This window comes from Pseudomonas sp. BYT-1, from assembly GCF_023611805.1.
Lineage (GTDB): Bacteria > Pseudomonadota > Gammaproteobacteria > Pseudomonadales > Pseudomonadaceae > Aquipseudomonas > Aquipseudomonas guariconensis.
Map to the genome: position 1 here is coordinate 2,645,226 of NZ_CP072559.1, position 22,745 is coordinate 2,667,970.

Here is a 22,745-nt window from a genome sequence, read left to right on the forward strand (position 1 = left end):
CGGCCATGGGAGACGGGGCAGGGTGCCCTTCAGGCGACGGATGGTAAGGGGAGAAGGGATAAGTGGGAGCGTCGGCCTGACACTCCCACAGGGCCTTGCCCGGTCAGCCCATCAGGAGGAGGGTTCTGTGCGCGACGAAGGGGTCTCCCCGTTCGCTGTCTCGCCCATCGGCGGATGCTCCTGGGCCGCATGCATCAGCTCCTCGGTCACCCGCAGCTCGGCGCCGGTGGGCGAAAAGGTGGCCGTCGGCGCGAAGGGCGCGGGATGTTCCGGGGCCGGGCGCTTGCCGCGGCGCCACAGGAAGAAACCCACCATCGCCAGGTTGATCACCGCAAAGGCCCAGAACAGCCCCGTCTCGCCGTAGACGTTCATCACCGGAGAGATCGCCAGCGGGGCCATCGACGAGCCCAGCGAGTTGATCAACAGCAGGCCTTGGATCATGGGCACCAGCGCATCGGCCGGGGCACGGTCGGCCGCGCTGCTGACCGCCACCGGGTACAAGGCGAATACGCCGCCGCCGAGCAAGAACAGCATCGCTGGCAACCACTGCGACTCAGCCGGCAGCAGAACGATCACCACCGACAGCACGGTGCACATCGCCGCCAGGGCGACCAGCACGCTTTGCCGGTCCTTGCGGTCCGACCAACGCCCAACAGGATATTGCAGCAACATGGCGCCGAGGATCACCCAGGCCATCATGTTGCCCACCTCGCCTACGTCCAGGCCGATGCGTTGCAGGTACAGCGGCAGCAGGGCGTAGATCCCGGCGATGGCCACGCCCGAGCCAAAGCAGCCGACCAAGCCGGTCGGGGCGATGCCCAGGAGCTGGCGCGGTTTGAGCGGTTCGACCTGATCGAGCAGTGGCGAGACCCGCGGCAGAATCACGATCGGCAGCACCGACAGGGTGGCGAGCATGCCGGCGACCATGAACGGTGCGGTCTCGCCCCAGCCGGTGACTTCGCCTAGCGTCGCCTGGGCCAGGACCCCGGCGCCGTAGAAGGCGATCATGTACAGCGCCAGCAGACGGCCACGTATCTTTGGATCGCCGGCCAGCAGCAGCCAGCTCTCGATGACCAGGAACACACCGACCGCAGCCCAGCCGTTGATCAGGCGCAAAGCGAACCACCAGGTGGTGTCGTAGAACAGGCCCTGCAGCAGGATGGTCGCGGCGATCAGCGAGGCGAAGCTGGTGTAGGCACGGATATGACCAATGCGCAGGATCAACCGGTCGTTGAAGATCGCCCCGAGTGTCAGGCCGATGAAGTAGGCCGACGAGACGATGCCGATCATGGTGGCCGATTCGCCGGCCGAGCCCAGGCGCAACGTGGTGAGGGAGGACAGGAAGCCGTTGCCCAGGGCAATGATGAACAGCCCGAGCAGGGGTGCCAGCGCCATGGCCAGCAAACGCGGAGACATAGTTACCTCTAGTTGGAAAACGCCGAAAGTGTGCCTTTTCGGTGGGCGCAAGGGCTGCGCGGGTATGCCTGGCTGTCGGTGCGAGCGAGGTGCGGCTCAACCGTCTGCAATGACGGCATGGCCGGGGGCGAAAAGGAGGCGCGATTCTAAAGCCTGGGCGGTGGCCGGGCCCTGCGACCAGAAGCCGCACCGGACCGGGTATAGGCCAACGCGTTTTCACCGTTCTGGGAGGAAAACCGCATAATGTCGCTTCGACTTCTGGGGGATCCGCTTCATGCTGGCTTCGCTGTTCGCCGTCCTGGCGCCTGTCTTCATCGTAGCCGGCATCGGCTATGGCTGGGCCCGCCGTGGTCTGGACTACCCCACCGAATTCATCGCCCGCATCGTCATGACGGTCGGCACCCCATCACTGGTGCTCTCGACCCTCAGCCGCACGCAACTGGACCCCGCAGCCTTCACCAGCATGGCCGTCGCGTGCGTGCTGTGCATGTTGGGCATGGCGCTGGCCGGGTTTCTCGTCAGCCGCGCTTCGGGCCAGCATTGGCGCGTGCTGATGCCGGCATTCATGTTCCCCAACACCGGCAACATGGGCTTGCCGATCAGCCTGTACGCCTTCGGCGAACATGGCCTGGCGCTGGCGGTGGCGTTCTTTCTGACCTTGTCGATCTTCCAGTTCACCTTAGGCATCGCCATGTCCGGGGCCAGCGCGTCGTTCAAGGCCCTGCTGCGCAACCCGATCGTGATCAGCCTGGCCGGGGCCCTGCCGATCATCTTCCTGGACCTGGAGCTGCCGCGCTGGCTGGCCAACACCGCGGACCTGCTCGGCGGCATGACCATCCCCTTGATGTTGCTCACCTTGGGCGTGTCCCTGGCCAGCATCCGCCTGCACCACGTGGGCAGTGGCCTGTTACTGGGTGGTCTGCGCATCGTGCTGGGGGCGGCAGTGGGGTGGGGCGTGGGTACTGCGCTGGGCCTGGAATCGTTGGAGCGTGCGGTGCTGGTGGTGCAGTCTTCCATGCCGGTGGCGGTGTTCAACTATCTGTTGGCGGTGCGCGCCAACCGGTCACCCGAACAGGTAGCCAACCTGGTGATGTGCTCGACGGTGCTGTCTTTCGCCTGGTTGCCAGCGGTGTTGGCCTGGTGGCTATAAGCCCCGGCTGCGGCATCCTGTCCTGCCCACAGGCAAAGTGCCATGGCTCATCCATACTCCACTGACCTGCCGCACTCAAGCGCCAGGCTCAGGCGTCTCGGCGCTGCCGGGACAACCAACGGTTTGCGAGGGGAGTAGGCGATGGCCAAGGCTGTGAACAAGAAGCACAAGGACGAGCTGCCGGAGAAACTGGGACGCAAAACCTACGAACAAGAGCTCAAGCGCCTGCATGTGGAACTGGTCAAACTCCAGCAGTGGGTGGTGGCCAAAGGGCTCAAGGTGTGCGTGGTCTTCGAGGGGCGCGACGGCGCCGGCAAGGGCGGGACGATCAAGGCACTCACTGAACGGGTCAGCCCTCGCGTCTTTCGTGTGGTGGCGCTACCGGCGCCGACCGAGCGCGAGAAAACCCAGATCTATGCCCAGCGCTACCTGACCCACTTGCCGGCAGCCGGCGAGGTGGTGATCTTCGACCGCAGTTGGTACAACCGCGCCGGCGTCGAACGGGTGATGGGCTTTTGCACCGAAGAGCAGGCGCACAAGTTTCTCGCCGTGGTGCCGCTGTTCGAGCGGATGATGGTCGACTCGGGGATCATCCTGATCAAATACTGGCTGGAGGTGAGCGCCGAGGAGCAGACCCGCCGCTTGCAAGATCGCATCAACGATGGCCGCAAGCTGTGGAAGCTCTCGCCCATGGACATCAAGTCCTACACCCGATGGGACGATTACACCCGCGCCCGCGACGATATGTTCGCAGCCTCCGATTCGTCCTGGGCACCGTGGTTCATGGCGCGCTCCGAAGACAAGCGCAAGGCGCGACTGAACATCATCAGCCACTTTCTGCAGCAGATCCCTTACCAGGACCTGAGTGCCAAGCAGAAGATCGCCCTGCCCAAGCGCGGCAAGATCGGCAAGTACAAGGCGGTGCCGTACCCGTTCAAGATGGTCTCCGAGCGATACTGAGGCCAGGCGGGCATGGACACCTCGACACCACCGCCAAAGCCCTTGGCCTATGCGGCGCAGCCGGTCGACCGTGGCTTGCAGCGCTGGATACCGGGCTTGCGTGTGGTACGTCAGTACCCGATGGCATGGCTGCCCAAGGACTTGGTCGCAGGGCTGGTGCTCACCGCCATGCTGGTGCCGGTCGGCATCGCCTACGCGCAGGCGTCCGGCGTACCGGGCATCCACGGCCTGTACGCGACGATCGTGCCCTTGCTGGCCTACGCCCTGTTCGGGCCCAGCCGCATCCTGGTGCTGGGCCCAGACTCGGCGCTGGTGCCGATCATCCTGGCCGTGGTGTTGCCCTTGGCGGCGGGCGACCCGGGGCGGGCGGTCACCCTGGCAGCGGCCATGGCGCTGGTATCGGGGCTGATCTGCATCGGCGCGGGCCTGTTGCGCCTGGGCTTCATCACCGAGCTGCTGTCCAAACCGATCCGTTATGGCTACATGAACGGCATCGCCTTGGCGGTGCTGGTCAGCCAGGCGCCCAAGTTGTTCGGCATCTCTGGGCAGAGCGCCGGGCCGCTGCGCGATACCCTGCAATTGGTCAACGCCCTGCTGGACGGCAAGGCCAACTGGCATGCCTTCGCCCTGGGGGCGGGTACGCTGGTGATCATTCTGCTGCTCAAGCGCTGGGAGCGCTTGCCGGGCATCCTGATCGCCGTAGTGGCCGCGACTGGGATCTGCGGGCTGATGGGCCTGGAAGCCGCCCACGCGGTGAAGGTGGTCGGGTCATTACCCCAGGGCCTTCCAGGGTTCGCGTTGCCATTGATCGGTTTCAACGACCTGGCCACCGTGGCCATCGGTGGCGCGGCGGTGGCGTTGGTGTCGTTTGCCGACACCAGCGTGCTGTCGCGCACCTACGCCGCCAAGACCCGCGCCCAGGTCGACCCGAACCAGGAAATGGTCGGGCTGGGGCTGGCCAATCTGGCGTCGGGGTTCTTCCAGGGCATTCCCATCAGCAGCAGTTCGTCCCGCACGCCGGTGGCCGAGGCAGCGGGGGCGCGCAGTCAGCTGGCGGGTGTGTTCGGCGCTCTGGGCGTGGCGGCGTTGCTGTTGTTTGCGCCTGATCTGTTGCGCCACCTGCCGCAAAGCGCCCTGGCGGCGGTGGTGATCGCCGCGGCTATCGGGTTGTTCGAGTTCAAGGACCTGGCGCGGATCTACCGCATCCAACGTTGGGAGTTCTGGCTGTCCATTACCTGCTTCGTCGGGGTGGCGGTGTTTGGTGCGGTGCCGGGCATCGGCCTTGCGGTGGTCATCGCGGTGATCGAGTTTCTCTGGGACGGCTGGCGGCCGCACTATGCGGTGCTGGGCCGGGTCGATGGCATCCGCGGCTACCACGATGTGTCCCGCTACCCCGATGCACGCCGGGTGCCGGGCCTGGTGCTGTTTCGCTGGGATGCGCCGCTGTTCTTCGCCAATGCCGAACTGTTCCAGCGCTGCGTGCTGGAAGCTGTCGCCCGGTCGGACGGCGAGGTGCGGCGGGTGGTGGTCGCGGCGGAACCGGTGACCAGCGTGGACGTTACCTCCGCCGACATGCTCGTGGAACTTGAGCAGACCCTGCGCGAGGCCGGTGTGGAGCTGCATTTTGCCGAGGTCAAGGACCCGGTGAGGGACAAGCTGCTGCGCCTCGAGGTGCTGAGCCACATCGGCAGCGACATCTTCCAGCCCACGGTGGGCGCCGCGGTGGACACCTACTTGCAGGACCACGCTGTGGACTGGACACCTTGAGCAAGCGCATCACTGGCGGGTATCGATGCTCACCACCACTGACATCCCTGGCCGCAGCCGCTTGGCATCCGGCTGGTCGGGATCGACGGTGATGCGCACTGGAATGCGCTGGGCAATCTTCACGAAGTTGCCGGTGGCGTTGTCGGCCTGCAACAGGGCGAACTCGGAGCCTGTGGCCGGCGAGATCTGTTGCACTTGCCCCCGCAGCTCGAGGTGGTCGAGCGCATCGACGGTGAAGGTGGCCGGTTGACCGATGCGCACGTGGGCCATCTGGGTTTCCTTCATGTTGGCGATGACCCACAACGTGTCGGGCACCAGCGCCATCAACTGTGCCCCTGAGTTGACATAGGCGCCCAGGCGCGTACCGATCTGCCCCAGCTGACCGTCGCGCGGCGCGGTCACGCGGGTATTGTCCAGGTCGATGCGGGCCAGCTCCACCGAGGCCTTGGCGTTTGCCACGGCCGCTTCCAGGGCTGCGCGGTTGACGACCACGGTTTCTTTATCCTGCCGGGCGATTTCCAGTGCCGCCTTGGCCTGTTCCAGGTTGGCGACTGCGCCAGCGTGGGTGGCACGGCTCAGGTCCAGTTCCCGGCGAGACACCGAGCCATCGCTGACCAGTGCCTGGTTGCGGCGCAGGTCCGCCTGGGCCTTGTCGGCCTGGGCGGTGGCATCGAGGATGGCGGCCTCGCGCTGGATGATGGCCGCCTCTGCGCTCTTGCGCTGTTGCAGGTTGTTGGCCAGCGCCGCCTGTTGCTGTTGCAGTTGAGCGATGGCTTGAGCCAGACGCTGGGTGTAGATGCGATCATCCAGGCGCACCAGCAAATCGCCGCGTTTGACGAACTGGAAGTCGTGCACCGGCACCTCGACGATATAGCCGGGCAGTTGTGGGCCGATGATCGTCACCTGGCCACGGACCAGGGCGTTCTCGGTGCTTTCGATGGCGCTGCTGAACGGCGGCAGGCGCCAGGCATAGAGCACCAGCAGGATGCCGGCCAGCGCCACGCAGGCGAAGCTGAGTGAGGAAAGCAGGCGCACACGGCGCGTGCGGGTCTGATCGCCCGGCCCGCTGGGCGGGGCGGTGCCCTCCGGGGTTTCGGCGATGGCGGTGGTGGTCGTGGACTGGGTGGGTTGGGTCATCAGGTCGAAGCGCCACTGGAGGTGTCGGGGGAGGCTATCGGCTGCGCCGCGCGGCGCAGCCAGTAGCTGCGAATCAGAATCCAGATCATCGTCGCCACGGCAATGGCGCCGATGAGCATGAATACATCGTTGTAGGCCAGGATATTGGCCTCGCGGGTCGCCGCACTGGCCAACAGACGCGTGCCGACTTCGGTGCGCAAGGCGGGGTCGGCGATCAGGCCGGCGTAACCGGCACCGCCGCCCTGGACCCTGGCATTGACCAGCGGTTCGAGCGCACTCAGGCGCTCGACCAGGTTGCTGGAGTGGAACTTCTCCCGCGCGGTCTGGAAGGTGCCGAGCAACGCTGCACCGATCAGCCCGCCGAGGTTGTTGCAGATCCCGAACATCACCGAGAAGCTCACCAGGTTGCGCGGGTTGGCCCGTACGTGACTGATGCCCAGGGCCATGGATGGGCCGAGGAAGAACGTGCTGCCGAAGGCCAGCAGGAACTGGCTCAGGTACATCTGCTCGGGCCGGGTCAGGTTGCTGGAACTCGAATCCATGAAGGCCCCGGTGGCCATCGCCGCCAGCGAGATGAACAGCGGTGTGACCAGGTGCGCTGGGTTGATGGTCAGGGCGCTGGTGGCAAGGCCCGTGGCTGCGCCCAGCAGCATGATCCAGTACAGGCTGCGCATCTGCTCGCTGCTCATGTTCAGGGCCTGCAGAAAGCCCACCGCGCCGGTGGATTGCTCGGACGTGACCATGCGGATCAGCACCACGCACAAGGCCAGTCGCACCACCGCGCCACTGCCCAGCCAGCGCGTCATCAACAACGGGTTGGTGCGGTTGTGCTCGATGGCAAGGCCCGAGCACACCAGGGCGATGGAAGACGCCAGGGCCACGCCGATCCAGGGCGCCTCAAGCCACCAGTCGATGCGCCCGAGCGAAAGCACGGCGCAGAGCAGGGCGGTGCCGCTGGCCATCAGCGAGAAGGTCAGAAAATCCAAAGGTTCGAAGGTCTTGAAGCGATCGCCCGGTGGCAATTTGAGCTGCAGCACGCAACCCAGTGCGGCCAGCGCCAGGCCGAGTTCGAACATGTAGAGGCCCCGCCACTCGGCGATTTGCAACAGGTCTTCGGAAAACACCCGGGCCAGGGGCACCGCCAGTTGCGAGGCGCCAAGGCCCAACACCATGGCCTTGAGTCGCCATTGGGCGGGGAAGGCCTGGATCATGTAGTAAAGACCCAACGAGCTCAGGGCCGCACCGACCATGCCATGGGCGGCGCGCACCGCGATGGCCGAGTTCAGGTCGTTGACGAACAAATGGGCGAAGGTGACCAGGGCGTAGAGCACCAGGAACACTTCGGTGAAGGCACGCAGGCCGAACTGCTGACGAAACTTCACCAGCAGCAGGTTCATCGAGACGTTGGTCATCACGAACGCGGCGGGCAGCCAGGCCATCTCGGCGCTGGTCGCGCCCAGGGCACCTTGTAGGAAGGACAGATTGGCCGTGACCAGGGCATTGCCCAGGCCACCGGTGATCGCCACCAAAAGACCGACCGCGCCATAGGCCAGGCGTTTGCCGGGTGCGTGCAGGGGGGTGGAGGGTGAACCAGGCAGGCTGGGCTTTTCGTGGGGGAGCCACTGGCGCGGCGTGTATTTGTCCATGAGTGATGCAGCCCTTGGTCGCTTGGAAAAACTCTACGCGACTCGCGGTGGGAATGAAAATACCGGTGCCACGCCTGCGATGGGCCGCGCAGCGCCCCCAGAATCCAGGTGACCCACACATTCGGGGTATGTTCCCCTTCGCCGATTGTCCCGATAGTAGGTCCACCGGCTCATCCCGAGCAGTCACACGATGGAGTTGCTATGGGCAAGGCACTGAAGGTGATTGGCAGTCTGTTGCTGACGTGCGCCGCTACCGCCACGCAAGCGGCGCAAGAGGACACCAGCAAGACGCTGCGGTTGTACAACTGGACCGACTATATCGGCGAAACCACCCTGGCCGATTTCGAGAAGGCCACAGGCATCAAGGTGATCTACGACACTTTCGATGGCTATGAGACCGTGCAGACCAAGTTGCTCACCGGCCGCTCTGGCTACGATCTGGTCATGCTCAATGCCTCCCTGGTGCCGCCCTTGATCCAGGCGGGGGTGTTCCAGCCTCTGGACAAGCGTCAATTGCCCAGTTGGCACAACCTCGACGCCAAGGTGGTCGATGAGCTGCAAGGCTACGACCCAGGCTTGAAGTACTCGGCGCCTTACACCTGGGGCAGCTCCGGGGTGACCTACAACGTCGAGAAGATCAAGGCACGCATGCCCGACGCGCCGATCGGCTCGCTGGCCATGCTGTTCGATCCCAAGATCGTCTCGCGCTTCGCCGATTGCGGTGTCACCTTGATGGACGCGCCCAGCGAAGTCATACCGCTGGCCCTGCAATACCTGGGCAAGGACCCGCACAGCGCCGCACCCGCTGACCTGAAGGCCGCCGAGACGCTGCTGATGGGCATCCGCCCCTACATCAAGAAGTTCGATTCGGTGAACTACCTCACCAGTTTGCCCAACGGGGATGTCTGCATGGCCCTGACCTGGTCCGGTGACTACGCCACCGCTCAGGCCCGTGCCGAGGAGGCGAAAAAGAACATCACCTTGGATTTCTTCATTCCCAAGGAAGGCTCGCTGATCTGGTTCGACAACCTCTACCTGCCCAAGGACGCGCCCCACGTGGCCAATGCGCACCGTTTCATCGAGTTCCTGCTGCAGCCGCAGACCATGGCCAAGGTGACCAATTACATTCACTACGCCAACAGCAATGGCGCCGCCACGGCCTTGGTGCAGGCGGACATCCGCGACAACCCGGCCATCTACCCCGACGACGCCACCCGTGGCCGGCTGTTTGCCCAGAAGACCCAAGCCCCTCGGGACATGCGGGCCATCACCCGGGTGTGGAGCACGGTCAAGACCGGCTACTGAGTTCTTTTTCTTCGTATTCTGCCAAGGAGCTGCCCTATGGCCATGCCCAGCAAAGCATTCGCTTCGACACCTGCCCAGGACGCATTGGTTGAGGCCGACAAGGCCCACTACATGCACGGCTATCACATGTTCGACGAGCACCGTGAGCAAGGCGCGTTGAACATCGTGGCCGGGGAGGGCGCCTATATCCGCGACACCGAGGGCAACCGCTTCCTCGATGCCGTGGGCGGCATGTGGTGCACCAACATCGGCCTGGGCCGTGAGGAAATGGCCCTGGCCATCGCCGACCAGGTGCGCAAGCTGGCCTATTCCAACCCGTTCTCCGACATGGCCAACGACGTGGCCATCGCGCTGAGCCAGAAGCTTGCCCAGCTGGCGCCCGGCGACCTGAACCATGTGTTTCTCACCACCGGCGGCTCGACCGCGGTGGACACCGCCTACCGGCTGATCCAGTACTACCAGAACTGCCGTGGCAAGCCGAACAAGAAGCACATCATCGCCCGCTACAACGCCTACCACGGCTCCACCACCCTGACCATGTCGATCGGCAACAAGGCCGCCGACCGGGTGCCGGAGTTCGATTACGCACACCCGCTGATTCACCATGTCTCCAACCCCAACCCTTACCGCGCCCCGGATGACATGGACCAGGCCGAGTTTCTCGACTTCCTGGTGGCCGAGTTCGAGGACAAGATCCTCTCGCTGGGCCCGGACAACGTCGCGGCCTTTTTCGCCGAGCCGATCATGGGCTCAGGTGGGGTGATCATCCCGCCCGAAGGCTACTTCCTGCGCATGTGGCAACTGTGCCAGACCTACGACATCCTGTTCGTCGCCGACGAAGTGGTGACCTCCTTCGGGCGCCTGGGCACCTTCTTCGCCAGCGAGGAGCTGTTCGGCGTGCAACCGGACATCATCACCACCGCCAAGGGCCTGACCTCGGCCTACCTGCCGCTGGGGGCATGCATCTTCTCCGAGCGGATCTGGCAGGTGATCGCCGAGCCAGGCAAAGGCCGCTGCTTCACCCACGGCTTCACCTACAGCGGCCACCCGGTGTGCTGTACCGCAGCGTTGAAGAACATCGAGATCATCGAGCGCGAGCGTCTGCTGGACCACGTCAATGACGTGGGTGGCTACCTGGAGCAGCGCTTGGCTAGCCTGCGCGACCTGCCGTTGGTGGGGGATGTGCGCTGCCTGAAACTGATGGCCTGTGTCGAGTTCGTGGCCGACAAAGCCAGCAAGGCGCTGTTCGACGACGCGGTGAACATCGGCGAGCGCATCCACCGCAAAGCCCAGGCCAAGGGGCTGCTGGTGCGGCCGATCATGCACCTGAACGTGATGTCGCCACCGCTGGTGATCACCCATGCCCAGGTCGACGAGATCGTCGAGATCCTGCGCCAATGCATACTCGACACCGCCCAGGAGCTGCACAGCGAAGGGCTGTATCACGGCCAATGACCCACCTGAGACAGGCTGTGCGCGAGCATGTCCGGCAGGCTAGACTGCCGGGCATGACCCAGCCTACCCCCGACACGCCCATCACCCTGACCTTCGGCGCCCTGCAGCAGTGGCATGCAGCCTTGCAGCACGCTTTCGCCCACAGCGACACGCCCGATGCCCTGGCCCACCTGGCCGCCGCTATCGGCCAACTGGTTTGCGTGGAGTCGATGATGATCAGCCTGGAATGCCGGGGGCGGGCGCCGCGCTTGCTGTACCAGCAGGGTATTCCCGAATGCCATCGCGATGCGGTGCTCAATCGCTATTTTGCCGCAGGCTACCTGCTCGACCCGTTCTGCCTGGCGGTGGAGAACGGGCTGGCTGAAGGTTTCTATCACCTGCAAGACATCGCGCCGGACAACTTCTTCGACAGCGACTACTACAAGGCCTACTACCTAGGTACCGGCTGCAGCGAAGACAGTTACTTCATCGCCGATATCGCCGAGGACCGCAAAGTCTCGCTGAGCCTGTTCCAAGGCTGCAGCGGCACACGCCTTAGCGCTGCGCAGCTGGACGTGCTGCGGGCGGTGGAGCCGATGGTGCGTGAGCTGCTGGGGCGCTATGCCCGCGCGCATCTGCTGGAAGCCCCGCACGCCGCCGAGCCGGGCGGTTTGCAGGCAGCGTTCGACAGCTTTGGCTGCCAGGTTCTCACCGACCGGGAGCGCGAGGTGGCGCACATGATCCTGCGTGGGCACTCGGTGAAATCCACGGCCATCGAGTTGGGCATCTCGCCGGAAACGGTCCGCATGCACCGCAAGAACCTTTACCTCAAACTCGAGATCAACTCCCAATCGGAGCTGTTCGCCCGCTTCATCGACTGGTTGCGCCGGGGCTGAACCGGCGCAACCCAAGGGAACGGCAGAGGATCAGTTGCGATCCAGCCACACCGTCTGCACGTTGCAGAACTCGCGCACGCCGAAGTGCGACAGTTCGCGGCCGAAACCGCTCTTCTTCACACCGCCAAAGGCTACACGGGGGTCGGAGGCGCAGTAGCCGTTGATGAACACGCCGCCGGTGTCCAGGGCGGCCGTCATGCGCTCGGCCAAGGCGAGGTCGGCGGTGTAGATGGTCGAGGCCAGGCCGAACTCGCTGTCGTTGGCCAGTTCTACCGCATGCTCGGCATCCTTGGCGGTGATGATCGCCGCGACAGGGCCGAACAGCTCCTGCTTGAAGGCGGTCATCTCGGGGGTAACGTCGCCGAACACAGTGGGTGCATAGTAGTTGCCCACGCCTTCGATCTTGTTGCCGCCGAGCAGCAAAGTGGCGCCTTCGGCCAGGGTCGCCTGGACTTGGCCGTCGAGTTCGTCACGCAAGTCGAAGCGGGCCATGGGGCCGATGTAGGTGTCGTCGTCCTGTGGGTTGCCGATCTTCAGCTGCCGGGTGGCCTCGACGAACTTGCGGGTGAATGCCTCGACGACGCCTTGTTCGACGATCATGCGCTTGGCGGCAGCGCAGACCTGGCCTGTGTTCTGGTAACGGCCGATCACGGCCGCCTTGACCGCCGCATCCAGGTCGGCGTCGGCCAGGACGATGAACGGGTCCGATCCGCCCAGTTCCAGCACGCATTTTTTCAGCGCCGCACCTGCCTGGGCACCGATGGCCATACCGGCACGTACGCTGCCGGTGAGGGTGACGGCGGCAATGCGCGGGTCATTGATGGCTCGGGTGACGCCTTCTGGGGTCACGTTGACCACTTCGAACACGCCCTCGGGTAGCCCGGCCTGCTTGAAGGCGTCGAGCAGCAGGTAGGCACTGCCCATCACGTTCGGCGCGTGCTTGAGGACATAGGTATTGCCGGCCAGCAAGGCAGGCACCGCGCCGCGCAGGACCTGCCAGATCGGGAAGTTCCACGGCATCACCGCCAGAATCGGGCCCATCGGACGGTATTCGATGCGGGCTTTTTCGATCTGGGTGGGTTCTGGCGCGAGCATGGCCGGACCGTGTTCAGCGTACCACTGGCACAGGCCGATGCACTTGGTGACTTCGCCGCGGGCTTGGGTGATCGGCTTACCGATCTCGCGGGTGATCATGTGGGCGAAGGCTTCATGATTGGCTTGCAGGGCATCTGCCAAGGCGAGCAGGTATTCGCTGCGCTGACCCAGCGACACCTGGCGCCACTGGCCAAAGCCTTTCTTGGCGCGTTGCAGCGCCGCTTCCAGTGCGGCGTCGGTGTCGAAGGGGTAATGGCCGATCCGCTCACCGCTGTGCGGGTCGACGGAAATGGCATGGGTCAGGCTGCTGATCTCGCTCATGGCGGGCTCCTCGTTGTTGTATCCGACTGGCGCCCAGACTAGTGGTGTGTGGTTTTAATGAAAACTGAATAATAATGAGCGAAACATTCACGAATGGAGAAAGACCGTGGACCTGGTGCAACTGGAAATCTTCAAGGCCGTGGCCGAGCACGGCAGCATCAGCGCTGCGGCGCAGCAGATCCATCGCGTCCCCTCGAACCTGACCACGCGCATCAAGCAGCTGGAGGAGGACCTGGGCGTGGAGCTGTTCATCCGTGAGAAAAGCCGGTTGCGGCTGTCGCCGGCGGGCTGGAACTTTCTCGAATACACGCGGCGCATCCTCGACCTGGTACATGAGGCGCGCCTGACCGTAGCTGGCGAGGACCCCCAGGGCACTTTTGCCCTCGGGTCGCTGGAGAGCACCGCGGCGGTGCGCATTCCAGGGCTGCTGGCGGCCTATAACCAGCGCTTTCCAAAGGTCGACCTGGACCTGTCCACCGGGCCGTCGGGCACCATGCTCGAGGGAGTGCTGTCCGGGCGCCTGGTGGCGGCGTTCGTCGACGGCCCGGTGCTGCACCCGACCTTGGAAGGCATGCCGGTGTTCGAGGAGGAAATGGTCATCATCGCACCGCTCAACCATGCCCCGGTGGGCAGGGCCCGGGATGTGAACGGCGAGAGCATCTATGCCTTCCGGGCCAACTGCTCCTATCGGCATCACTTCGAGAACTGGTTCGTCCAGGACCAGGCGGTGCCGGGCAAGATCCATGAGATGGAGTCCTACCATGGCATGCTGGCCTGCGTCAGCGCCGGGGCCGGCCTGGCCCTGATGCCGCGCAGCATGCTCGACAGCATGCCGGGATGCAGCACGGTGAGCGTCTGGCCGTTGTCCGAGGATTTTCGCTACCTCAAGACTTGGCTGGTGTGGCGCCGAGGAACGGTCTCGCGCAGCCTGAGCATGTTCGTCAAGCTGTTGGAGGAGCGGCGCGCGGCCTGACCGACGGCTGTCCTCTGCTCGAACACCCCTGGCCCTATGGCGTCGAACATTGTGTAGACCATCCCTCGCAGGGAGGAATGCACCATGCGCAAACATCATTACGGGCTATGCGCCGCCTTGCTGGTGGCCATGGCCTTGCCTTGGACCCTTGCGGCCGCTGCCGACCTGAATGCGCCAATCGATCCGCAAGCGGTGCAACTGCAACCGCAAGAGCAAAACGGCGTGCGCTACCTGCAAGGCGGGATCGGCCAGGATGAAGCCAATGCCTTGCGTCGCACCCCTGGCTATGACCTGCATGTCACCTTGTCTGTGGGCCCGGAGGGCAAGTTCCAGAGCGGCGCAACGGTGGATATACAGAACGCCCAAGGCCAGCAGGTCCTGGCGTTGCAGGACGTCGGCCCGCTGTTGTTCGTGCAACTGCCGCCAGGGCAATACCGGGTCACCGGCAATGCCGACGGCCAAACCGTGCAGCAGCAGGTGAGCGTGAGCGGCAAATCCCCCGCCAATGTGAGTTTGCACTGGCGGTAAAACGTCCCTGAATATCAAGGAGTACATCTGTACTCCTGTCGGATCCAGACCACAGGCCTGATCGTGGCTTCCTGCAGGAGGTACCGATCGGGCCTATATTTTTTTGAACGATCTTGATTCCGCGTCCTTCTGATATTTCAGCAGAGCGCCTGCCGGAGCATGGCCATGAACCTGGAAACTCAGTTGAAATCGCTGGATGAATACGGCTACGTGCTGATTCCGGGCGTCCTGGAGCCATTGCGCATTGCCTTGCTGCGCTGTGCCATCGACGACCTGCAGCCACTTCACTGGGACTACCAAGGCCTGTTGGAACACTACAAATGTGTGTTCAACCGCAATCCGCTGTGGTTGTCGTTTCTGGATCTTCCGCCCTTGATCGATCTGGCCGAGGCCGTCCTAGGACAGGATTGTCATGTGATTGGCCAGACCGCCTGGCGCAGTCATCCCGGTTACCCCGGCATGGAGCTGCACCTGGATTACCTGCCCATCGAGTTGCCGGACTGGATCCGCGCTCGGAGGGACTACAGCCAGCCAGTCCAGATTCTCACCGCCCAGTTGTACTTGTGCGATATCGATGAGTCCGTTGGCCCGACCCGGGTCGTACCGGGCAGCCATTTCGCCGGTCGCTCGCCCCAGGAGGGCGAGGACAGCTGGCAGGGGCAAGGTGCCAGGGATGTACTGTGTCACGCCGGCGACGCGTTGGTGTTTCGCAGTGACCTGTGGCATGGCGGGGGTGCCAACCATAGCGCCGCAATGCGCGACATGCTGCAAGTGCACTACGGCCGGCGCATGGTTGCGCAGAAGTTCTCTCCCTACTTGGCCTGGCACTTCAACCCTGAAGTGCTGGAAGAAGCGACGCCCAGGCAGCGGCGCTTATTGGGGGAACACGAGGAGTCGGTGTATGACTGAGCGGGGGGCGACAGCATTAGCGAGAGGGAAAATCGTCAGCATGTTTAAAGTATTTCTGAGCGATCTTCAGACGCTGGGATATTAGATTCCGTGCGGCATGCTCAATTGTTTACAAATATGCAACAGAGTGTTTTATCAACAAGCGGTAAATAGCCTTTCAACTTTTTGTTGGGTTGGCCGATAATCCAAAAAGTATTGCGTCTTGTAACTTGGTTGGATGCACCCAGTTCAGGGCACTAAGAAGGAGGGGCATAAGCCCCCAATCTGGAATCAAGCTGGCAGGCATTGCGCTGGCTTGTCCGTGAAGACCATCAGGAGATTCATAGATGAAAACCCGTCTCGCCGCTTCGCTGGCTGCCGCCGTCCTGGCTTTCGCCGGCGCCAACATGGCCCAGGCCGCACAAGTGTCTGGTGCCGTTGGCGCCACCGGCCAAGGCGATATGACCTACCGTATCGGCCTTTCCTTCGACTGGGACAAGAAGTGGTTCGAAAGCAACACTGGCCACCTGACCGGTTACTGGGATGCGGCCTACACCTATTGGGAAGGCGGCGAGGCCAGCGGCGCACACTCGCTGTCGTTCAGCCCGGTGTTCGTCTATGAGTTCAGCGGCTTTACCTACACCCCCTTCATCGAAGCCGGTATAGGTCTTGCGGCATTTTCCAAGACCGATGTGGGCGATCAGCGCCTGGGCTCTTCGGTCAACTTCGAAGACCGCATCGGCTTTGGCCTGAAGTTGCCGGCCGAACAGAAGATCGGTGTACGCGCAATGCACTATTCCAACGCCGGTCTCAAGCAGCCGAACGACGGCATCGAGTCCTACTCGCTGTACTACAGCAAGGGCTTCTGATACCCGTTGAGTGAGAGTGCGGCTGTCGGAGCGCTAGGCTTTGCCTGGCACCGGCTGCGCCGGTGTTCGCGGGTAAACCCGCTCCTGCAGGGATCACCGCCAATCCTGTGGGGGTGGGTTTACCCGCGAATTGGCCAGCGCAGGCTCGCGAGACAACGGCTTCTGCACGCCTGCGACGTCTCTGCATGTCAGCGCACCGCCTTGATCGCCAGCACATTGCACAACGGATGCTCCACCACATGGGCGGTGGTGCCGCCGAGGAAGGTCTGCATCGCATCGTGACGATGGCTGCCCATGACGATCACGTCGATTCGGCTATGGCTGACGAACTGGGCAATCGCGCGCGTGGCCGGCCCCTCCAGAAAGTGTCGACGCTCAAGATCGATCTGGTGGTGATCGCCCAGACGGTTGAAAGCGGCGCGTTGGGCCGTGCGCACGCTACCGTCAAAGCCTGGCATGGTCACCGTGCCGGCGCCGAAGTCGGCGATGTGGGTCTTGGCCGCGTCGCACACATGCAGCAGGTGCAGTTCGGCGTTGCACTGCAGGGCCAGGGCATGGGCGCAGCGGATGACCTGTTCATCCAGATGCTCGCCTGCGCCATGGCAGTTCAGATCGACCGCGGCGGCGATCTGCCGGGGCAGGGGCAGACGGATGTCGCTGACCAGGTGCACGGCGACAGGGCTGTCCTTGAGCAGTTGCCAGTCCAACGGCGTCACCAGCAGGCGCTTGAGCACCGGTTCGTGCTGAACGTCCTTGATCAAAATATCGCATCCCAGGCGCTCCACTTGTTCCAACACACTGCCCAGCGGGTCGCGAGTCAGTAGCAGCTCGGTGGACACATCCAGCCCGGCGTTGCGCAGCTGTTCGACTTCGTCGGCCAGCCACTGGCGGTTGTGCTCGAGCAGCCGCTCACGCTCGCGGGTATCGCTCATCAAGCCAAAGGTGTCGACATCGTCAACGAACACGTTGATATCCAGCAGTGCGCCGCTGGATTCGGCCAGCGCCGCGGCCCTCTGTAGGGCGGGTGTGTGGCGCATCTGCGGGCCGAGCATCACGAACAATCGCTTGAACTGGCTCATCTCATACCTCCACGTGTGGCGGCCCCCAAACCGCCCGTGCCGGTTTACGCGCCAAGCGGCGCCCAAGTTCCTTTCTCAGTCTAGACCTTGGTGGCTGGTAGGCCTTGTGTCGATGCCTCCGGTGCCCGGCGACTGGGGTATGATGCGAGCCTTTTCTCCTACATCGAGGCCCGATCCATGTCCCTGAGCGTTGAACAGATTGGCGAATTCCGCGCCTTCGCCGAGCAGTTGGCCGATGCCGCCGCTGCGGCGATCAAGCCGTATTTCCGTGCAAGCCTGGACGTCGAGGATAAGGGCGGGCGCCTGTACGACCCGGTCACCGTGGCCGACAAGGCCGCCGAAGAGGCCATGCGTGAGCTGATCCAGGCGCGTTATCCGGCCCATGGCATCCTCGGTGAAGAGCAAGGTGTGGCCAAGGGCAGCAGCCCATTGACCTGGGTGCTCGACCCGATCGACGGCACTCGCGCATTCATCACCGGCCTGCCGCTGTGGGGCACGCTGATCGCCCTGAACGACGGCGAACGTCCGGTGGTCGGGGTGATGAACCAGCCGTTCACCGGCGAGCGCTTCGTCGGCACCCCGGAGGGCGCCTGGCGCAGCGGCACGCCGCTCAAGACCCGCGCTTGCGTCGACCTGGCATCGGCGACCTTGATGTGTACCACTCCGGACATGTTCGACACGCCCGCGCGCAAGGCGGCCTTCGAGGCGGTTGCCGGCAAGGCGCGGCTGATGCGTTATGGCGGTGACTGCTACGCCTACTGCATGCTGGCGTCGGGCTTTGTCGATGTCATCGTCGAAGCCAGCCTGCAGCCGTATGACGTGCAGGCGCTGATGCCGATCATCGAGGGCGCAGGCGGTGTGATCACTGCCTGGGACGGCACCTCGGCGCAGGATGGCGGTTGCGTGGTGGCTTGTGGCGATCCGGCGTTGCATGCCCAGGTTATCGAGATGCTGCGTCACGCCATGTGATCGCTTCGCGGGTGAACCCTCCTCGGGGTGCTGCGGCGCTTTCAACAACGCGGCAGTCCCTGTAGAGCGGGATTACCCGCGAACAGGCCATAGCAAGCAACACAAGACAGGTGCTGCCACGGCGCAGCGCTGTCTTTGAGTCTGCTGTTTGGCCTGTGAAGCGTCCCAGCACTACAAGCGTTTCGCTTACCCGCCGCACTTTTCTCCATTTGCACGCTCTATCGATGGCCAGGCTGAGCCGATGCCCGACCCAGCCGTTGATCCCAGACCCCGGTGCCGATGGTTGTTTCACTGCCCAGACTTTTATCCCGCCTGCTCCTGGCTGGCGCCCTGACGGCCTTGTGCGCCTGCACCCAGGAGCAGGGGCGCGATGTCCTCACCCAGCTCGGTGACGGCAAGCCCAGCGAGCTGTTCCAGACCAGTGTCGACCGCATGGCGACGATTGCCATGCGTGACAACCTGCAGAGCCTGTACTTGCTGATGAACAAGCTCTACCAGCGCAATCCCAACCAGTGGAAGCAATCGGGCTACCTCGACGCCGCTACCGCCGAGCGCCAGATCCGCCTGGCCATCGAGCAGCGCCAACCCTTGGCACAGCTTGGCAATCGGCGCGACCTGGCGGCCTTGAGCTACGCCTTGAGCCCGGAATTTCGCGGCGACCGGGTCGGCGCCTTCATCTACGCCATCGGCAGCATGCTGATCACCGCTCATGGCGGGCGCACCGAGTTCTACATGACCGACACCATCGACCCGCTGTTCGTCAACAACGCCGCCCGCAACATCGAGAAGGCCACCTGGATGCTGAGCCAGCGGCAGGACGCCAATGGCGTATTGTTGCTGTTTTCCAATGAAATCTCCGAAGAGGGCAGCAACCTGAGCTTTGCCGTGGAGTTCGGCAAGATCGTCGCGCGGTTGGACCTGTTGGCCCAGATGCTTGACGAACGCTACCGGCGGATCGGTCTGAACTATGCGCAAAGCTTGCTGTTGCTGAACTTCCTGCCGGTGCAGTAGCCGGCCTCTGAAGTCGACAAGGTCTGGCAACCTTCCGGGGGCGGGTTTACCCGCGTAGCGCTGTGCGATAAACGAACACGTCTCGCTTGCGGGACGTTCGCTATCCGCACGTCGTTTGCTTAAGTCGCATTGCCCAAGGTCCCGCTTTTTGCTTAGTGTGTGGCGAGCACCACGCCGGTGGTCGCCTGCCTCCATGTTCCCTCCACCGGCTCGATAGACTGACCGTGAATGACCGCAACCACTGGCCCCAGTGCCCGTAGGACGCGGCGACCAGAACAATAACGAAGCCGAGTGCCTTGCCTATGGAAAGCCGCCTGTTGAGCGAGCGCAGCAGCGTGTTTCATCGCGCCGATCCTTATGTCGTGTCCGACTACGTCAACCGGCACGTGGGCCAGCACTGCATCGGCCTGTCCCGCACCACCCATCCCCAATCGAGCCTCAGCCACCGCAAGATGGCCGAGCTCGACCTGTGCCGCATCAGCTACGGCGGCAGCGTCAGGGTCACATCGCCGGCGCTGGAGACCATTTATCACCTGCAGATCCTGCTCAACGGCAATTGCCTGTGGCGAGGGCACCAGCGCGAGCATTACCTGGTGCCGGGCGAACTGCTGCTGATCAACCCGGACGAACCGGTGGACCTGACCTACTCGGAGGACTGCGAGAAGTTCATCCTCAAGGTGCCCACCCATCTGCTCGATTCGATCTGCGAGGAGCAACGCTGGCAGCGGCCCAGCGGCGGGGTGCGTTTCTTGCGCAACCACTACCGGCTGGAAGAACTCGACGGCTTCGTCAACCTGCTGTCGATGGTGTGCCATGAAGCCGAGGTGAGCGATTCGCTGCCCAGGGTACAGGGCCATTACAGCCAGATCGTCGCCAGCAAGCTGCTGACGCTGATGAGCACCAATGTCCAGCGCGAACCCTTGGGCGCGGCGGGTGCGAGCCTGGAGCGCATCCTCGAGCACATCGACCGCAACCTCAAGCACGAACTCACCGCCGAAGGCCTGGCCGAGCAGGCCTGCATGAGCCTGCGCTCGTTGTATGCGTTGTTCGACCGGCACCTGGGCACCACGCCCAAGCAGTACATCCGCCAGCGCAAGCTCGAGCAGGTGCATGCCTGCCTGCGCGACGCCAGCTGTTCGGTCCGCAATGTCACCGAACTGGCGATGGACTATGGCTTCCTGCACCTCGGTCGGTTCTCCGAGCACTACCGGCAGCGCTTTGGCGAGCTGCCATCGGAGACTCTCAAGCGCCGCAACTGACCTGTGCTCGCGGGCTTGCCCGCGATTGCGCAAGCCCTGCACCCTGCGCACCGATCTGCCTGCACAAACTGGATAGCACTCTGCACGATCCGGATATTGCCCCCGCCGCCCAATCCCTAACCTGACCTGGCCTGAACAATAACAATGGAGACCCTGGCCATGTCCCTGGGATTCGACTACGTCAATGCCATGCTCGAGGACGATCGGGAAAAAGGTGTCTACCGCTGCAAGCGGGAGATGTTCACCGACCCGCGCCTGTTCGACCTGGAGATGAAACACATCTTCGAGGGCAACTGGATCTACCTGGCTCACGAAAGCCAGATTCCCGAGAAGAACGACTTCCTCACCCTGACCATGGGGCGCCAGCCGATCTTCATCGCGCGCAACAAGGACGGTGAGCTCAATGCCTTCCTCAATGCCTGCAGCCACCGCGGCGCCATGCTCTGCCGTCACAAGCGCGGCAACCGCTCAAGCTACACTTGCCCGTTCCACGGCTGGACCTTCAACAACAGCGGCAAGCTGCTCAAGGTCAAGGATCCGGCCAACGCCGGCTATCCCGACAGTTTCAACTGCGACGGCTCCCACGACCTGACCAAGGTCGCCCGCTTCGAGTCCTACCGTGGCTTCCTGTTCGGCAGCCTCAACGCGGACGTCAAACCGTTGAGTGAGCACCTGGGTGAGTCGGCCAAGATCATCGACATGATCGTCGACCAGTCCCCCGAAGGCCTGGAAGTGCTGCGCGGCTCGAGCTCCTACATCTATGAAGGCAACTGGAAGCTCACCGCCGAAAACGGTGCCGACGGCTACCACGTCAGCTCCGTGCACTGGAACTACGCCGCCACCCAGAACCAGCGCAAGCAGCGCGAGGCCGGGGAAGAGATCAAGACCATGAGCGCCGGCGCCTGGGCCAAGCAGGGTGGGGGGTTCTACTCCTTCGACCATGGCCACCTGCTGCTGTGGACCCGCTGGGCCAACCCTGAGGACCGTCCGGCCTACGAGCGCCGCGAGCAGCTGGCCGCCGATTTCGGCCAGGCCCGCGCCGACTGGATGATCGAGAACTCGCGCAACCTGTGCCTGTACCCCAACGTTTACCTGATGGATCAGTTCAGCTCGCAGATTCGTGTCGCCCGGCCGATTTCGGTGAACAAGACCGAGATCACCATCTACTGCATTGCGCCCAAGGGCGAAAGCGCCGAGGCGCGGGCCAAGCGCATCCGCCAGTACGAGGACTTCTTCAACGTCAGTGGCATGGCCACCCCGGACGATCTGGAAGAGTTCCGCTCCTGCCAGACCGGCTACGGCGCGGGCACCGGCTGGAACGACATGTCCCGGGGCGCGACTCATTGGGTGGAGGGCGCCGACGAGGCGGCCAAAGAAATCGAACTCAAGCCGTTGCTCTCGGGCGTGCGCACCGAGGATGAAGGCCTGTTCGTGCTGCAGCACAAGTATTGGCAGGACACCATGCTCAAGGCATTGGAGCAGGAACAGCGATTGATCCCCGTGGAGGCCGTGCAATGAGCATTTACGAGACCGTGCGCGACTTTCTCTACCGCGAAGCGCGCTACCTGGACGATGCCCAGTGGGACCAATGGCTGGAGCTGTACGCCGCCGATGCGACTTTCTGGATGCCTTCCTGGGACGATGACGACACGCTCACCGAAGACCCGCAGAGTGAAATCTCGCTGATCTGGTACGGCAACCGTGGCGGTCTTGAGGACCGGGTGTTCCGCATCAAGACCGAGCGCTCCAGCGCCACGGTGCCCGACACCCGCACCTCGCACAACATCAGCAACATCGAGATCGTCGAGCAGGGCGATGGCCAATGCCAGGTGCGCTTCAACTGGCACACCTTGAGCTTTCGCTACAAGACCACCGACAGCTATTTCGGCACCAGCTTCTACACCCTCGATCTGCGCGGCGAGCAGCCGCTGATCCTGGCCAAGAAGGTGGTCCTGAAGAACGACTACGTCCGTCAGGTCATCGACATCTACCACATCTGATTCCAGGTCACGGCGAGGGCCGTTCGGGGTGCCGCAAGGCGC

General features: G+C 63.6%; 20 protein-coding genes. 15 read left to right on the top strand and 5 right to left on the bottom strand.

What is annotated here, in order from left to right:
• Nucleotides 1–111: 111 nt before the first annotated feature.
• Nucleotides 112–1,416, bottom strand: coding sequence for an MFS transporter (locus tag J5X93_RS12105; RefSeq protein WP_043210748.1), 1,305 nt, complete (start codon nucleotides 1,414–1,416; stop codon nucleotides 112–114).
• A gap of 274 nt (nucleotides 1,417–1,690) precedes the next feature.
• On the opposite strand from J5X93_RS12105, the gene J5X93_RS12110 reads away from it, so the two are divergent.
• The 3 genes from J5X93_RS12110 (at nucleotide 1,691) to J5X93_RS12120 (ending at nucleotide 5,293) form a co-directional block, all read left to right on the top strand.
• Complete coding sequence (locus tag J5X93_RS12110) at nucleotides 1,691–2,566, top strand: AEC family transporter (protein WP_070573796.1); 876 nt, start codon at nucleotides 1,691–1,693, stop codon at nucleotides 2,564–2,566.
• Between the two features lie 141 nt (nucleotides 2,567–2,707).
• Nucleotides 2,708–3,526, top strand: a complete 819-nt coding sequence (gene ppk2 / locus J5X93_RS12115; RefSeq protein ID WP_070573793.1) for a polyphosphate kinase 2 — start codon at nucleotides 2,708–2,710, stop codon at nucleotides 3,524–3,526.
• A 12-nt stretch (nucleotides 3,527–3,538) separates the two neighbouring features.
• Entirely contained in the window at nucleotides 3,539–5,293 is a 1,755-nt protein-coding gene (locus J5X93_RS12120) for a SulP family inorganic anion transporter (protein WP_043210755.1), read from the top strand.
• A gap of 9 nt (nucleotides 5,294–5,302) precedes the next feature.
• Here J5X93_RS12120 and J5X93_RS12125 read toward each other — a convergent pair whose 3' ends face one another.
• Nucleotides 5,303–6,430 carry an HlyD family secretion protein gene (locus J5X93_RS12125; RefSeq protein ID WP_043210758.1) on the bottom strand — a complete coding sequence of 376 codons (1,128 nt, stop codon included), beginning with the start codon at nucleotides 6,428–6,430 and terminating at the stop codon, nucleotides 5,303–5,305.
• Nucleotides 6,430–8,076 (bottom strand): MFS transporter, encoded by a 1,647-nt coding sequence (locus J5X93_RS12130; RefSeq protein WP_070573788.1) that lies wholly within the window; start codon nucleotides 8,074–8,076, stop codon nucleotides 6,430–6,432. The genes J5X93_RS12125 and J5X93_RS12130 overlap by 1 nt, the downstream gene beginning before the upstream one ends.
• Before the next feature lie 201 nt (nucleotides 8,077–8,277).
• Between J5X93_RS12130 and J5X93_RS12135 the strand changes: the two genes are divergently transcribed.
• From J5X93_RS12135 to J5X93_RS12145, 3 genes are read left to right on the top strand one after another with little or no spacing between them, the layout of a single operon-like run.
• The gene (locus tag J5X93_RS12135; protein ID WP_043210762.1) at nucleotides 8,278–9,381 is read left to right on the top strand and encodes a polyamine ABC transporter substrate-binding protein; all 1,104 of its coding nucleotides are present in this window, start codon (nucleotides 8,278–8,280) and stop codon (nucleotides 9,379–9,381) included.
• Nucleotides 9,382–9,417: 36 nt separating this feature from the next.
• Nucleotides 9,418–10,836, top strand: a complete 1,419-nt coding sequence (locus J5X93_RS12140; protein ID WP_090342699.1) for an aminotransferase — start codon at nucleotides 9,418–9,420, stop codon at nucleotides 10,834–10,836.
• 53 nt (nucleotides 10,837–10,889) lie between these two features.
• Entirely contained in the window at nucleotides 10,890–11,711 is an 822-nt protein-coding gene (locus tag J5X93_RS12145) for a helix-turn-helix transcriptional regulator (protein ID WP_090342702.1), read from the top strand.
• Nucleotides 11,712–11,741: 30 nt separating this feature from the next.
• Here J5X93_RS12145 and J5X93_RS12150 read toward each other — a convergent pair whose 3' ends face one another.
• Nucleotides 11,742–13,127 carry an aldehyde dehydrogenase family protein gene (locus J5X93_RS12150; protein WP_043210770.1) on the bottom strand — a complete coding sequence of 462 codons (1,386 nt, stop codon included), beginning with the start codon at nucleotides 13,125–13,127 and terminating at the stop codon, nucleotides 11,742–11,744.
• Between the two features lie 106 nt (nucleotides 13,128–13,233).
• Between J5X93_RS12150 and ptrR the strand changes: the two genes are divergently transcribed.
• The 4 genes from ptrR (at nucleotide 13,234) to J5X93_RS12170 (ending at nucleotide 16,385) form a co-directional block, all read left to right on the top strand.
• A complete protein-coding gene (ptrR, locus tag J5X93_RS12155; RefSeq protein WP_043210773.1) occupies nucleotides 13,234–14,100 on the top strand; it encodes a putrescine utilization regulator PtrR in 867 nt (288 codons plus the stop codon).
• A gap of 84 nt (nucleotides 14,101–14,184) precedes the next feature.
• Nucleotides 14,185–14,628: a flagellar hook assembly protein FlgD gene (locus tag J5X93_RS12160; RefSeq protein WP_043210775.1), complete on the top strand. Its 444-nt coding sequence runs from the start codon at nucleotides 14,185–14,187 to the stop codon at nucleotides 14,626–14,628.
• A 165-nt stretch (nucleotides 14,629–14,793) separates the two neighbouring features.
• Entirely contained in the window at nucleotides 14,794–15,537 is a 744-nt protein-coding gene (locus J5X93_RS12165) for a phytanoyl-CoA dioxygenase family protein (protein ID WP_182940836.1), read from the top strand.
• Between the two features lie 386 nt (nucleotides 15,538–15,923).
• Nucleotides 15,924–16,385, top strand: a complete 462-nt coding sequence (locus J5X93_RS12170; RefSeq protein WP_371906675.1) for an acyloxyacyl hydrolase — start codon at nucleotides 15,924–15,926, stop codon at nucleotides 16,383–16,385.
• A 188-nt stretch (nucleotides 16,386–16,573) separates the two neighbouring features.
• On the opposite strand, the gene J5X93_RS12175 is transcribed toward J5X93_RS12170, so the two are convergent.
• Nucleotides 16,574–17,464 (bottom strand): universal stress protein, encoded by an 891-nt coding sequence (locus J5X93_RS12175; protein WP_182940834.1) that lies wholly within the window; start codon nucleotides 17,462–17,464, stop codon nucleotides 16,574–16,576.
• Between the two features lie 177 nt (nucleotides 17,465–17,641).
• On the opposite strand from J5X93_RS12175, the gene hisN reads away from it, so the two are divergent.
• From hisN to benB, 5 genes are all read left to right on the top strand, one after another.
• Entirely contained in the window at nucleotides 17,642–18,433 is a 792-nt protein-coding gene (gene hisN / locus J5X93_RS12180) for a histidinol-phosphatase (RefSeq protein WP_090342712.1), read from the top strand.
• Nucleotides 18,434–18,712: 279 nt separating this feature from the next.
• Entirely contained in the window at nucleotides 18,713–19,444 is a 732-nt protein-coding gene (locus J5X93_RS12185) for a hypothetical protein (protein WP_043210784.1), read from the top strand.
• Between the two features lie 302 nt (nucleotides 19,445–19,746).
• Nucleotides 19,747–20,703: a helix-turn-helix transcriptional regulator gene (locus J5X93_RS12190; protein WP_043210786.1), complete on the top strand. Its 957-nt coding sequence runs from the start codon at nucleotides 19,747–19,749 to the stop codon at nucleotides 20,701–20,703.
• A 159-nt stretch (nucleotides 20,704–20,862) separates the two neighbouring features.
• Complete coding sequence (gene benA / locus J5X93_RS12195) at nucleotides 20,863–22,221, top strand: benzoate 1,2-dioxygenase large subunit (RefSeq protein WP_043210865.1); 1,359 nt, start codon at nucleotides 20,863–20,865, stop codon at nucleotides 22,219–22,221.
• The gene (gene benB / locus J5X93_RS12200) at nucleotides 22,218–22,703 is read left to right on the top strand and encodes a benzoate 1,2-dioxygenase small subunit (RefSeq protein WP_043210788.1); all 486 of its coding nucleotides are present in this window, start codon (nucleotides 22,218–22,220) and stop codon (nucleotides 22,701–22,703) included. The genes benA and benB overlap by 4 nt, the downstream gene beginning before the upstream one ends.
• Nucleotides 22,704–22,745 lie beyond the last annotated feature (42 nt).